Here is a 13,456-nt window from a genome sequence, read left to right as displayed (position 1 = left end):
GTGCAAACGCGAGGTGGCGTCCTGAGGCTTGTTTCGAGTATAGATGTGCAAACATCCAACAAGAACGCACAAAAAAACCGGATCATCATGCAAAAAGACCTCACATCCCTGAGCGCGCTCAACTGGGACGACCTGAAGTTTTTCCTTGAAGTGGCGCGTACGCGCAAGGCCAGCAGCGCCGCCAAGCGCCTGAGCGTGGACTACACCACGGTGTCGCGGCGCATCAGCTCGCTGGAGGGGGCGCTGGGCACCTTGCTGTTCGAGAAGTCCCGGACCAACGGCTTTGTCCTCACCGCCGAGGGCCAGCGCCTGCTGGGTTATGCCGAGTCGATCGAGAGCACGCTGCACATGGCTTGCGAGCAGGTGTCCGGCTCGGGTGTGGCGTTGTCGGGGCATGTGCGCATGGGCTGCACCGAAGGCTTCGGCAGCTTCTTCGTCACCCCGCAGCTAAGCCACTTCGTCGATGCCTACCCGGCGATTTCGGTGGATATCCTGCCGCTGCCGCACTTCATCAGCCTGTCCAAGCGCGAGGCAGACATCGTCATCGCCCTGGAGCGGCCGGAGCATGGGCCTTATGTGTGCTGCAAGCTGTGCGACTACCGCTTGCGGCTTTACGCGACCCAGGGCTACCTGGACAGCCATGCACCGATCAACCAGATCGCGGACCTGGCCAGGCACCCGTTCATCAGCTACGTGGACGACCTGGCGTTCAGTTCGGAGCTGCTGTACTTGGCCAACCTGATCCCCAGCGCCAGCGCGCATTTGCGCAGTACCAGCGTGATTGCGCAGTACACGGCAGCGTTACAGGGGCGTGGGCTGGCGATCTTGCCGTGCTTCCTGGCGGCGCAGGACCCGCGGCTGGTGACGGTGTTGCCGGAGGAGATCGAGGTGACACGACAGTTCTGGATGTATTGCCGGGAGGATTTGCGCAAGTTGAAGCGGATAACCCTGTTGTGGGATTACATTCGCGGGGTGACGGAGGCGAATGCGCCGTTGTTGATGGGCGAGACCCGAGAGATGCGGTTTGCTCAGGAATAAGGGGGCTGCGTTGCAGCCCATCGCCGGCAAGCCAGCTCCCACGGGTGCAGCGTTGATCTCGAGGTTGTCGCTGTACCTGTAGGAGCGGCCTTGTGTCGCGAAAGGGCTGCAGAGCAGCCCCGGCAATTTGTGCATCTGCGCTGAAACCCCGGGGGTAACACAGATAATGTGGGAGCGGGTTTACCCGCGAAGCAGACAACTCGGTGCATGGCACCGGCTTCGCCGGTGTTCGCGGGTGAACCCGCTCCCACAGGGATATCTGATAGCCCGTAGGCTGTGGTCAGTAGGAAGCCACCACAATGGACACCCGACGGTTCTCGGTACGCCCGGCGCTGGTGCGGTTGTTCGCCACCGGCTGACTACTACCCAGCCCGCGGGACTGGATGTTCTGCGCCGGCATGCCTACCCCGACCAGCGCCCTGGCCACGCTCTGCGCGCGGCGCTCGGACAGCTGCTGGTTATACGCCGCCTTGCCGGATGAGTCGGCATGCCCATCCACCCGCACGCCCTGGATGCCAACGCCGAGCAGCGCCTTGCCAATGCGTTCGACAATCGCCTGGCTCTGGCTGTTGAGGCTGTCCAGGTCGCTGCCGAACAGCACCTTGCCGGACAAATCGTAGGCCCAGCCTTCGTCGGTCGGGGTAAAGCCTTCACGCTTGAGCACGGCAATCTGCTCGGCGGTCAGGCCTTTGGGCGGAGCGCTCTGGCAGCCGGTCAGCGCCAACACGGCGAGCAACAAGGCCCAAAGGGGGAAACGCAAAGCCTGTATCACGGGTTCAACTCCTGTTCTTGATTTCGCTGGCGGACCGTTCCGTCTGCGCCATTTGCCAGTGACCACGGCGTTTGCGCTTGGCCTGGTACATCGCTGCATCGGCGGCATTCAGAAGACTGGCAGGGTCAGCGCCGTCATCCGGGTAATAGGCAATACCGACACTCAACGAGGTGGCGATACTGCGACCGCTGTCCAGCTGCACCGGCAACTTCATGCTGGCAACGATCTTCTCGGCAATGTGCTCGGCGTCCTGGCGCGAATGCAAAGGCGTCAGCAGCACGGCGAACTCGTCGCCACCCAAACGCGCCACCAGGTCGTGCTCGCGCAGTTGGGCACGCACGCGGTCGGCCACGCTGATCAGCACTTCATCGCCCACCGCATGGCCGAGGGTGTCGTTGATCTGCTTGAAGTGGTCGCTGTCGAGAAACAGCAACGCCAGGTGATCTTGCTGCCGTTCTGCATTGCGCACACTGCGGCTCAGGCGCCCCTCGAAGAATGCGCGGTTGGGCAGGCCGGTCAGGCTGTCGTGGCTGGCCTGGTGGGCCAGGGTCTGGTTTTCGCTCTGCAGGTGGCTGTGCCATACCTCCAGCTCATCCAGCAGGGCGTTGAAGTCATTGCCCAGTTCGTTGAGCTCGGCAATCGGCGCTTCCGGTACGCGCCGGTCGAAACTGCGCTCGCGGCGGGCGGCGTGGGCGACACTGGCCAGGCCACGCAGCGGGCGGACGATATCGCTGAGCAGACGCCGCGACAGGTATTGGGCAGCCAGGGCGCTGAGCACCGTGCAGAACAGGATGCCGGTAAGCCCGCTGAACAGGAACAGCAACAGGCTTCGCCCCTGGCCAACCAGCTCGATGCGCCCGACCTGCTGTTGCTGGTGCGTGATCGGCAGGTTGATCGGCTCATCCAGCAAGGCGGTGGCCACCTGCGCCTCCAGCCGCGCGAGCACGCCGGTATCGCTGCGCTGCCAATGCGCCAGTTGTTCGCCTTCGTTGTTGAAGACCCTGGCTTCGGCCACTTCCTCGGTACTGGCAATCAGCGCCAGCGACTCATTGGCCGCAGCGCTGTCGTCAAACACCACCGCCGCTTCCACGGTGTAGCTGATCGAGCGGGCGATCAGGTGCAGGTTGTCGTTGGCGTAGACACGCAGGGCGAGCACGCCCAGCAGGGTCAGGGATATGCCGGCCAGGCCCACGGCGAGCAAGGCGACGCTGAGATGGCCACGGCCCAGCACCGAGCGCAGGGTCGGGCGCACGCCGCGCTTGCGGGTTGGTTTCATGGTTGCACCGCCCGGCGCCGCGACAATTGCAGCACGCTGGGGTGAATGCGCACGCCGGAGCGTGCCACCGAGTCCAGGTTGACTTCAAAGGCTACCTGCTGGTCGCTGACCCGCAAGCAGAACAGGCTGCCGACCGTGCACGGGTCGTCCGCCTCGCTGATGCTCAGCACCGGGTGGCCACTGACGCGCTCGAACAGCCGGTCGCGCTGGCCCTGGTCGAGTTTGCCGATGTAGATGGCGTCGCAGGCCTGGGCGACCTGGCTATCGTCTGCCAGCAGCCGCCGCACCTGCAGCGGTCGGCCAGACTCCTGCACATGGCCTTTGATCAGGTCATCGGCGTATTCGGTCGGGCCGACCAGGCACAGGCGCAAGGGCGAGGGTACGACGGGCCAGCGGGCGTAACTGAAGATGCCCAGCACCACCTGGGTGACGGCCTTGGCACGTTGCTCCGCCTGGGCGGCAGTTATGGCGGGGTCTGCCTGGGCCGGGCCTGCGGAAAGGAACAGGGCGGCCAGCAATAGCGAAAGCGCACATCTCGTCACTCGCCTTGCGGCCACTTTCATGTGGGAAATCTCTTAAGGTCCTTTCCGATATCGGCGCAACGATAGCACATGGCCGCATCAATGTAGGTACGAGCAGCTTTGTGCATGGGGATTGATGGCCCCATCGCCGGCAAGCCAGCTCCCACAAGGACTCCACAGCCCTTGCAAGCTGCGCTGCACCTGTGGGAGCTGGCTTGCCGGCGATAGGGCCTTATCGGTCCTACACCTGCTCGAGCATCAACCCGGAAATTCGCCGTACCTTGCGCGCCACCGCCTCTTCGAAAATACCCTGGCGGGGCTCGACCAGGCTGAAGCAGTGCTTGGCGCGGGTGATGCCGGTGTATACCAGCTCCTTGGTCAGCACCGGGTTGAGCGCATCCGGTAGCACCAGCGCGGTGTGGCTGAACTCCGAGCCCTGGGACTTGTGCACGGTCATGGCGAATACCGTTTCCACTTCGTTCAGCCGGCTGGGCAGGACGAAGCGTACGCCGCCGCTGCCGTCGTTACGCGGGAAGGCCACGCGCAGCAGGGGTTCGCCGCGCTCGTCCGGCAGGCGCAGGGCAATGCCGATATCACCGTTCATCAGGCCCAGGCCGTAATCGTTGCGGGTCACCAGCACCGGGCGCCCTTCGTACCAAGGCTGCTGGCTGTCGATCAGCCCGGCATTGTGCAGTACCCGCGCCACCCGCTCGTTGAGGCCTTCGACACCCCAGGCGCCGCGGCGTACCGCACACAGCAGCTGGAAGTCCTCGAAGCTGTGCAGCACCTTGCCCGCCCATTGCTCCCACGCGGGGTCGTCAACGGCGGTATCGAGTGCCGGGCGGAAGCGGCCAAGGGTGCGCAGGTAGCTGCGATAACCCTGCGGGCCGTCGCTGCCGCGGTTCAGGCCGTCGAGCAGCAGGCGGTCGAAGGCGCGGTCCTGTTCCTGCTTCAGGGCCAGGCTGTGCACATCGGGCGGCGGCGCGGCCAGCAGGTTGCGCGCCGCATGGGCGTCCTGGCGGTTGACCAGCCGGGCCAACTGGCCAATGCCGCTGCCTTCGCCGAAACGCCGCGAGAAGCGCAGCATCACCACCTGCTGGGCCAACGGGTTGCGTTGCTCATCGCCGGCCTTGAGGCCGCTGCCCGCCAGCGACTCGCCACCGGTCTGCTCCAGCCATGCCTCGGTCGCCGGCGAGTAACAGCCCTCCTCGGCATCTCGGCACAGGTCACCCAGTACCGCACCGGCTTCGACCGAGGCCAGCTGGTCCTTGTCGCCCAGCAGTACCAGACGTGCCCGTGGCGGCAGGGCATCGAGCAGGTTGGCCATCATTTCCAGGTCGATCATCGACGCTTCGTCGACCACCAGCACATCCAACGGCAGCGGGTTGCCGGCATGGTGGCGGAAGTGCCGCGAACCGGGGCGGCTGCCGAGCAGGCGGTGCACGGTGCTGACCTCGGTGGGGATCTGCCCGCGCACCTCGGTGCTGACCTGCAGGCGCTCGACCTGTTGGCCAATGGATTCGGTCAGGCGCGCGGCCGCCTTGCCTGTCGGCGCGGCCAGGCGAATGCGCAATGGCCTGCCCTGCTCTACCGCCGGCGCCTGCAGCAAGGCCAACAGGCGCACCACGGTAGTCGTCTTACCCGTGCCAGGGCCGCCGGTGATGATGCTGAAGCCTGCGCGGGTGGCCAGGGCGCAGGCGAGCTTCTGCCAGTCCACCTGGCCTGCCGGCGCACCACCGTCGAACAGTTGCTCCAGACGGCCAGGCAGGTCGGCCGGAGGCGCTTCGGCCTGGGTCAGGCGCTGGCGAAGGGTATGGTCGATGCGCCGCTCGTAACTCCAGTAACGGCGCAAGTACAAACGCTCGCCGCTGAGCACCAGAGGCCGCGCTTGCTGGCCCGGGGTATCCCCGGCGGCCACCAGCGGGCTGGCGGTAATGCGCTGGCGCCAGGCGTGCAGGTCGAGGTTGGCCAGCAACTGCGAGGGCAGCAGCAAGGGGCCGGTCAAAGCGTCGCCTTCAGGCGGCAACGACAGGGCAAAATCGGGCTCGGCCAGGGTTTGCTGCAGGTCGAGGCAGACATGGCCGTGGCCCAGTTGGTGGCTGGCCAGGGCGGCGGCCAGCAACAGCAGGGGGTCGCTACCGGGGGCTCGCTCCTCCAGGAACGACACGAACGCACGGTCCAGGGCACGCAGCCAGCCCCGCTCTACCCAGCGGTCGAGCAGTTGCAGCAGGTCACCGCTGTCATGCTGTGGCGCCAGTGCGAGCAGGTGCTCGGCGTGCAGCGGGGTGGGCAACAGGTCGACTAGGCTTCGGCTCATATCACGGCTCCGGCAAACAGGTCCTGCTGTACGGGCGGATGCTCACCACGGAACAGCGCATCGAGGCTTTCGATCAGCTCACGCGGTGGCTTGGCGTGGTAAACGCCGTGGCCGCTGCTGCTGGCACCTCGCAGGAAGATGAACAGGGCGCCGCCGACATGGCGGTCGTAATCGTAGTCAGGCAGGCGGGCGCGCAACTGGCGATGCAGGGCCAGCAGGTACAGCACGTACTGCAGGTCGTAGCGATGCTCGAGGATGGCCTTTTCCATGGCCTGGGCATCGTAGGCCTGGATATCCGGGCCCAGCCAGTTGGACTTGTAGTCGGTCACGTAGTAACGCCCGTCCAGCTCGAAGGCCAGGTCGATGAAACCTTTGAACATGCCATTGAGCACGGTCGGCTGCGCCGCCGGGCGTGCCAGGCCGGGGTGGGTGTGGCGTGCCACCAGGCGGTCGAGTTGTTCGGCATCGACCTGGTGGCTGGCGAACCAGAACTCCATTTCGATCTGGTAGTGGCGCAGCTGCCCGAGCGTCACACCAAGGTCGTTGCCCGGCAACGGCAGCGCTTCGCCCAGGAGGCGCTGCAGCCAATGCGTCAGGGTGGGGATCCAGCCGGTCCAGTCACGACGGTTGCAGCGCTGGCCAACGGTTCGCTCGATCAGCCGTGCATTGCCGCTGACCTGGCTGAAGCCCTCGCGGCCAACCCATTCCAGCAAGCCATGCAGGAAGGTGCCGGGGTTGGGCCCGCGCGGGAAGCGGTGAATATCACCACTGTCGGCCGGGACCTCGCGCAGCACCTGAGTATCGACCACTTCATCATCCAGTAACTGCTGGGCCTGGGAGCTGTCGGCACCGAGGGTCTGGTCGCCGACGCGCAGGGCACTGTACGAGGCAATCCACCAATGCTCGGCGCCCGCCGCGCGGCGCGGCTTGCGGGCAGGTAGCAGCTCATGCTCGGCGTGCGGCATGCGATACACCTGCTCGTCTGCCGGCGGCAGGCTCGGGCAAGAGATGTGCGGGCAGGTCTTGGCCAAGGCCTGCAACCAGTCCGTCAGTTGCTGCGAGCCCGGCAGGGCGAGGCCGCCACCCAGCAGGTAGCCGAACGCCGAGCGGTGCAGTTGTGAGCTCTTCTGGTTGCCCCGCTTGAGGTCGGCGACACCCAGCCAGCAGGCATGCTGGGCGCGGGTCAGGGCCACGTAGAGCAGGCGCAGGTCTTCGGCCAGGCGCTCGTCGTCGGCGCGGTCGATCTGTTCCTGGTCTGGTGTGAGGGTGAGATGGGCGTTGCCCTGGCTATCATGCCAGGCCAGCGGCAGGCGGCTGCCGTCCACTGGTTTGCTGGTGCAGATGAACGGCAGGTAGACCAAGGGGTATTCCAGGCCCTTGGATTTGTGGATGGTCACCACTTTCACCAGCTGCTCGTCACTCTCCAGGCGCAGGATCTGCTCTTCACCAGCCTGGCCGGAACTGGCCAGGTGCTCGGCCAGGTGGCGGATCAGCGCCTGCTCGCCGTCCAGTTCGCCGGCGGCCTGTTGCAGCAGCTCGGTCAGGTGCAGCAGGTTGGTCAGCACCCGCTCGCCATCGCTGCGGCGGATCAGCGTGCGCGGCAGCTGGAAGTCATGCAGCAGGTGCCGCAGCATCGGCAACACGCCCTGGCGCTGCCAGGTGTCGCGGTAACGGCGAAAACGCATGACCCAGTCTTCCCAGACCCGCTCGTCCTGGTTCAGGCGGTCCAGCGCAGCCAGAGACAGATCGAGGGTAAGGCTGGCAAGGGCAGCCTTGAGCAGGCGCTCCGAGTCGGGTTCGGCGCAGGCCTTTAGCCAGGCCAAAAGGTCGTGGGCTTCCTGGGCGGCGAATACCGAGTCCTTGTCGGACAGGTACACACTACGCACCTCGCGCGCGGCAAGCTCGGCGCGGACCATCTGCGCTTCATGGCCATCGCGCACTAGGATGGCGATGTCCGATGGCAGGCACGGGCGCAGTTCGCCCTCGGCATTCTGGAAACCAGCCGTGCCTTGCTGGCCGCCATTGAGCAAGGCGACGATATGGCTGGCGCAACTGGCGGCCAGCTGCTGCCGGTAAACGCTGCCGGAGACCGGCTCTTCGCTTTCCAGATGCCAGCATTGAAGGGCTGCGCAGGCTTCACCGTCGATCAACAGCTGCTCGCCACGGCCTTTGGCGCGGACCTCGATGAACGGCAGCGGGTTGTCATCGGCCTCGCGGAACAGGAATGCGCCACGCCCTGCCTCACGCGCCTCGGCCTGCAGGAACACCTGGTTGACCGCCGCGACCATGGCCTTGCTGGAGCGGTAGTTGGTGTCCAGGCTGTGCAGGCGACCAATCGTGGCACGGCGGGCGGCAAGGTAGGTGTAGATATCGGCGCCACGGAAGGCATAAATCGCCTGCTTGGGGTCGCCGATCATGAACAGGCCGGTTTCGGCGCGGTTTTCGCTGATCTGGTAGATGCGCTCGAAGATGCCGTACTGCACCGGGTCGGTGTCCTGGAACTCGTCGATCAACGCCACCGGGAACTGTTCGCGGATCAGGCTGGCCAAGCGCTCGCCGGCCTCGCTGGCAAGGGCGTGCTGCAGGCGCAGGAGCATGTCGTCGAAGCCCATTTCCGCACGCCGACGCTTCTCCACTTCGAAGCGTGCCGATACCCAGTTGGCGGCATGCTCGAGCAATGGGGCATCCGGGCTGTCCAGGGCTTGGAGCTGTTGCTGCAAGCTCTGCATGGCATTGAGGGCCGGGTGCTCGGGTGGCTCGCCCTTCCAGGCTTCGGCCATGCCCGCCGGGGTCAGGCGGGTAAAGCCGGTGCCCAGGTCGAGCTCCACCAGTTGTTCGTCTGCGGCCCAGGCGCAGAGCTTGTCGAACCAGGGCTCGAAGTAACGGGCCTGCATCTTGCGACCATCGACCTGTTTGGCGGCCAGTGCATCACGGCAGATCTGGCGCAACTCCTCGGCCCATTGCGTCCAAGGCGCCTTGAGCCGGGCCAACTGCTCGCCACGCTGCTGCAGCGATGCCTGGATCAATGCCGCCGGCTCGGGCCCGTCGTGCTGGGCGCGCACGCGACCGAACAGCGGACGGATCCGCGGCAGCAGGGCGTCGGGGCTGCCCCAGTGGCCACGCACCCAGGCCAGCGCGTCGCCTTGCATGCCGTAGCAGAAGCGCCGCCAGTAGTCGCGCATGACCTGGCCCAGCAGTTCGCTGTGGTCGGTTTCCAGGGTCTGGGTGAACAGGCTGCCGCTATCGAAGGCATGTTCGCGCAGCATGCGCTGGCACCAGCCGTGGATGGTCGATACCGCTGCCTCGTCCATCCACTGCACGGCGATTTCCAGGCGCCCGGCACAGCGTGGCCAGGTTTCTTCCGGGTAATCGTCACGCAGCTGATGCAGCAGCGGGTCGGCCGCCTCCAGCTCGCCACGGAAGAACCGCGCAGCTTCGGCCAGGCGGGCGCGGATACGTTCGCGCAGCTCTTTGGTGGCGGCGTCGGTGAAGGTCACCACGAGGATCTGCGGTGGTAGCAGCTCGCGGTCGAAGCCCTGCTCGCCACCGTGACCGAGGATCAGGCGCAGGTACAGCGCCGAAATGGTGAAGGTCTTGCCCGTGCCGGCGCTGGCCTCGATCAGCTGGCTGCCGTGCAGGGGGAAACTCAGTGCCAGGGGACGGTCCTGGGTCATGCGCCTTTCTCCGGGTTGCCCAGGGTCTGCCACGGGGCGTTGAACAATGGGCGGTACAAGGCTTCGCACCAGCCTTCGAAGGTTTCATCAGCGGTGAGCGCGGCAAAGTCGCGGAACTGCCGGGCCAGGGCGATGCTTTCACTGCGCTCGCCGAAGCTGGTGCGCTCGTCGCCTTCGTAGGCGCGGGCAGCAGCAGCCAGGGCTTTGTCGCTATCGTCCTGGGCCAGCCAGGCGAACGCGGTCTTGGCAGCGACCGGCAACGGCGCATTCATCGCCGCCTGACGGGCTACCAGCAGGTCGCCCAACAATTGCGCCGCCTGCGCTTGCGGCAGTGGCGCAAGCAGCAGGGTCAGGTCGCTGGCCACCAGCGCGCTGTTATAGGGGTAGCCCGCCGCGCAGGCCGCCAGGTGCGTAACCCAGGGCGCGATCAGGCGGTGCCACTTGAGGGCGTTACGCCCGGCACTGATGGTGTTGGGTACGGTGGTGATGCTGAGCAGGCTCTGGTCATCCGCCTGGAACACCCGCCCCAGCCAGCCTTCGAGACGATGCTGGCCGTGCTCGAAATGCACTGGCAATGCCCCCTCGACCAGCTGCGGCCAGCGTTGCAATAGCTGGCGGTGGCGTTGCAGCAGGTCTGGCAGGGGTTCGATCAGCTCGCGCTGCAGCAGTTCGCCGAAGCCGGCCAGTGGCAGCACGCCACAGGCCTGCAAACGCCGGGCCTGGGCCTGCAGGGCCTTTTCGGCATTGTCCGGCTCGGCCAGCGCTGCACCCAGCAGGCTTTCACTGGCGCCGTACCGTTGCAGGGTATCGAGGACGAAGGGTTCCTCGTCCGGGGTCGGTGCTTCCAGCGCTTCGAAGTAGACTTTCAGACGCTGGCTGAAGAAGTGCCGCACCGGGTGGCGCAGGAAGTCATTCAGCTGGGTCAGGCTCAAGGCCTCATCGTCATGGTATGGCGGCAGGCCGGGGTCAGCCTGCTGGTCCTCCTGGCCCTGCTGGTGCAACACCTGCCATTCGTGGGCAAAGCTGAACAGCGGGCTGCCCTTCTGGAAGTAGCGTGGGCTGAACGGTTGCAGCGGGTGCTCCTGGGTCAGTGCGTGCAGCAGTTGCTCGCCCGGTTCTGCTGGCTGCCCCTGCTCCGCGCCTGCCAGCTGCCAGCCAGCTGCAAGGTGATCGCGCAACTGGCCGATCAGTACCGAGGCCGGGCGTTCGCTGTTGTCGCGGATGCTTCGCCCGACCCAGCTGACATACAGTTGGTCGCGGGCCGACAACAATGCTTCGAGCAGCAGGTAGCGGTCATCCTCACGGCGCGAGCGGTCACCGGGGCGGTAGTCGCTGGCCATCAGGTCGAAGTCCAGCGGCTGCTGAGCGCGGGGGTAATCGCCATCGTTCATGCCCAGCAGGCAGACCACCCGGAACGGGATGGCGCGCATCGGCATGAGGGTACAGAAGTTCACCGAGCCGGCGAGGAAGCGCTGGGACAACTTGCCCTGGTCGAGGCCCGACAGCCAGGCTTCGCGCACTACGGTCAGCGGCAATGGATCTTGCAGGCCGACGGCCTCGCACACTTCAAGCCAGCTATCACGCAGATCCTGCAACTGCATCAGCAGGAACTCGTCGTGCTCGCCCTCAGCCAGGAAAAACACTTGCAGCAAGGCATGCAGGCGCTCGCCCCACTGGCTGACAGTGGCAGGCTCGGACAGGGCCTGGCCGGCCACTTCGAGGGCGTCCAGCAAGGCGACCAGCGGGCCGATCAGTGCCGCATCCAGGCCACCGATTTCATCGTAGGGTTCGATGCCGTCACAGGCCTCACCCACGCCGACGGCATAACCCAGCAGCATGCGCCGCAGGCCGAACCGCCAGCTGTTCTGTTCCAGCCCGGCGGGCAAGCCCAGGCTGGCCCGCTGCTCGGCATTGAGGCCCCAGCGGATGCCAGCCCCCTCGATCCAGCGGTGCAGCGTGGGCAGGTCGTTTTCGCGTATGCCGAAACGGGCGCGGACTGCCGGCACATCCAGCAGGTCGAGCACTTCGCTGACCGCGAAGCGGCTGTCCGGTAGCTTGAGCAGGTGTTCGAGGGCAATCAGCAAGGGTTCGCGGCCACGCTGGCCCTGGTCGGTCAGGGTGAACGGGATGTAGCGCGGATCGTTGCGCTGCAACTGGCCGAATACGGCGCGAATATGCGGCGCGTAGGTATCGATGGCCGGCAGCATGACGATCACGTCACGTGGGCGCAGGGTTGGGTCGGCGCTGAACCGGGCCAGTAACTGATCGTGGAGGATCTCCACTTCACGTTGCGGGCTGTGGGCGATGTGGAAGCGAATCGAGCGGTCCTTCGCCGGGTCGACTGGATGCCACTGCTCGCGAGTTTCGGCGAGCGGGCGCAGTTCGAGGATATCGTCCTGCAACTGGTTGAGCAGCGTGGTGGGCGAGCCGTCACTGAACAGGTCGATGCGACCGTCGCTGAACACGCCCTGGTAACTGCCGGGGTCATCGTAGCTGTCGAGCAGGTTGATGTAGTCGCGGCCTTGTTTGCCCCAGGCGGCCAGCAAAGGGTGGGCATGCTGGTGCAGCGACTGGTCGTCCAGTTGCAAGGGCATGCCCTGCTTGCGTTGCTGGCGCTTGTACTGGTGGCGCAGCAGGTCCTTGTCGGCAACGATATCGGCCCAGTGGTGGCGGCAGGGGTTGTGCACGCACAGCAACACCTGGCTGAAGCATGCCAGGCCGGCCAGTGCCTCGAGAGCCTGGGCTGGGAGCGAGGAGATACCGAATACGATCACCCGGGCCGGCAGACCGGCAGGTGCCTGCTCCAGGCTGTTGATCCGTTCGATGAAGCGTTGATGTACGCCGGCACGGCTCTGCGCCATGCCCTGCTCGCCAACATCCTCCAGCAATGCACGCCACAACTCGGCCTGCCAGCGGTTGCCCGGGGGCAGCGCCTTGCGCTCACCGCGAGCGGTGTTGAGGATGTGCTCGCCAGCGGCCCAGTCCTTGAGCCAGTCGGCGCGGTAGACCTGATACTGGTCGAACAGGTCGGCCAGGCGCTCGGCGAGCTGATAGCGCTTGCGCAGGTCGCTGTCGTCGGTGAGGAAGCGTCGCAACGGCTCGAAATGCGGGCGTTCGATCAAGGCCGGGAGCAGACGCATCAGACGCCAGGTCAGCGGTGCCTTGTCGAGCAGGGAGACTTCGGGAATTTCGTCACGGCCCAGCACGCTGCGGTACAGCTGCCACATGAAGCTGCCTGGCAGTTGCACATCGATGGCGGCGGCGATGCCACAACCACCCTGGTCATCGTCCTGAGGGTCCTCGGCGAGGGCCAGTTTGAGCCATTGGGCGATGCCATTGCTCTGCACCAGGGCGATTTCGTTTTCCAGAGGTGCCAAGGGATAGCGACGCATCCAGCTCACCACTAGGCTGCGCAGGTCGTCGAGGCGGTTGCCGTGGACGATCATGAAGCCGGGTTGGAGGTGAGTGGTATTGGGCATCGGGAGGTCTCTGGCTGGCGCTGGGGATGAGGGGAAACGATATCACGTAGGTACCATACGGAGAGTATGGCGCAGTGCCATTAGCCGATTGACAAGGGATCGGTGGAACCCTGTTAGCGGCCTTGCGCCGTTCCTGTGGGAGCGGCTTTAGCCGCGAAGCAAGCGACGCGGTGGATGGCACCGGCTATGCCGGTGTTCGCGGGTGAACCCGCTCCCACAGAGGAGGGTTGTGCAGGCCTGGGATTTTTTTGCCAGAAAGACAAAACCCCTACCTGCATGTGCAGATAGGGGTTTTGCGAAATGAATCTTGACGATGACCTACTCTCACATGGGGAAACCCCACACTACCATCGGCGATGCATCGTTTCACTGCTGAGTT

General features: G+C 65.5%; 7 protein-coding genes. 1 reads left to right on the top strand and 6 read right to left on the bottom strand.

Going from position 1 to position 13,456, the window contains the following annotated elements; translation table 11 throughout:
• The first annotated feature begins 87 nt into the window (after positions 1 to 87).
• Entirely contained in the window at positions 88 to 1,038 is a 951-nt protein-coding gene (locus tag CAG22_RS12700; RefSeq protein ID WP_025340665.1) for a LysR family transcriptional regulator, read from the top strand.
• A gap of 280 nt (positions 1,039 to 1,318) precedes the next feature.
• Here CAG22_RS12700 and CAG22_RS12690 read toward each other — a convergent pair whose 3' ends face one another.
• The 6 genes from CAG22_RS12690 to recC all read right to left on the bottom strand — a co-directional run bounded on the left by CAG22_RS12690 (position 1,319) and on the right by recC (position 13,077).
• A complete protein-coding gene (locus tag CAG22_RS12690) occupies positions 1,319 to 1,810 on the bottom strand; it encodes an OmpA family protein (protein ID WP_075046399.1) in 492 nt (163 codons plus the stop codon).
• Positions 1,811 to 1,814: 4 nt separating this feature from the next.
• The gene (locus CAG22_RS12685) at positions 1,815 to 3,086 is read right to left on the bottom strand and encodes a diguanylate cyclase domain-containing protein (protein WP_085692237.1); all 1,272 of its coding nucleotides are present in this window, start codon (positions 3,084 to 3,086) and stop codon (positions 1,815 to 1,817) included.
• Positions 3,083 to 3,649, bottom strand: a complete 567-nt coding sequence (locus CAG22_RS12680; protein ID WP_085705568.1) for a YfiR family protein — start codon at positions 3,647 to 3,649, stop codon at positions 3,083 to 3,085. The genes CAG22_RS12685 and CAG22_RS12680 overlap by 4 nt, the downstream gene beginning before the upstream one ends.
• A gap of 199 nt (positions 3,650 to 3,848) precedes the next feature.
• On the bottom strand, positions 3,849 to 5,924 hold the full coding sequence (recD, locus tag CAG22_RS12675; protein WP_085692239.1) for an exodeoxyribonuclease V subunit alpha: 2,076 nt from the start codon (positions 5,922 to 5,924) through the stop codon (positions 3,849 to 3,851).
• Positions 5,921 to 9,598: an exodeoxyribonuclease V subunit beta gene (recB, locus tag CAG22_RS12670; RefSeq protein WP_085705567.1), complete on the bottom strand. Its 3,678-nt coding sequence runs from the start codon at positions 9,596 to 9,598 to the stop codon at positions 5,921 to 5,923. Before recB ends, recD begins: the two co-directional genes overlap by 4 nt.
• Entirely contained in the window at positions 9,595 to 13,077 is a 3,483-nt protein-coding gene (gene recC / locus CAG22_RS12665; RefSeq protein ID WP_085692241.1) for an exodeoxyribonuclease V subunit gamma, read from the bottom strand. The genes recB and recC overlap by 4 nt, the downstream gene beginning before the upstream one ends.
• Positions 13,078 to 13,456: the final 379 nt, after the last annotated feature.

Source organism: Pseudomonas sp. B8(2017) (assembly GCF_002113575.1).
Classification (GTDB): Bacteria; Pseudomonadota; Gammaproteobacteria; order Pseudomonadales; family Pseudomonadaceae; genus Aquipseudomonas; species Aquipseudomonas putida_Z.
This window is presented reverse-complemented; position numbering and strand designations above follow the sequence as displayed.

Excerpts from the sequence above, each read along its gene's own strand:
- recD (WP_085692239.1), bottom strand. The coding sequence starts at position 5,924 with ATGAGCCGAAGCCTAGTCGACCTGTTGCCCACCCCGCTGCACGCCGAG.
- CAG22_RS12700 (WP_025340665.1), top strand. The coding sequence starts at position 88 with ATGCAAAAAGACCTCACATCCCTGAGCGCGCTCAACTGGGACGACCTG.
- recB (WP_085705567.1), bottom strand. The coding sequence starts at position 9,598 with ATGACCCAGGACCGTCCCCTGGCACTGAGTTTCCCCCTGCACGGCAGC.
- CAG22_RS12680 (WP_085705568.1), bottom strand. The coding sequence starts at position 3,649 with ATGAAAGTGGCCGCAAGGCGAGTGACGAGATGTGCGCTTTCGCTATTG.
- CAG22_RS12685 (WP_085692237.1), bottom strand. The coding sequence starts at position 3,086 with ATGAAACCAACCCGCAAGCGCGGCGTGCGCCCGACCCTGCGCTCGGTG.
- recC (WP_085692241.1), bottom strand. The coding sequence starts at position 13,077 with ATGCCCAATACCACTCACCTCCAACCCGGCTTCATGATCGTCCACGGC.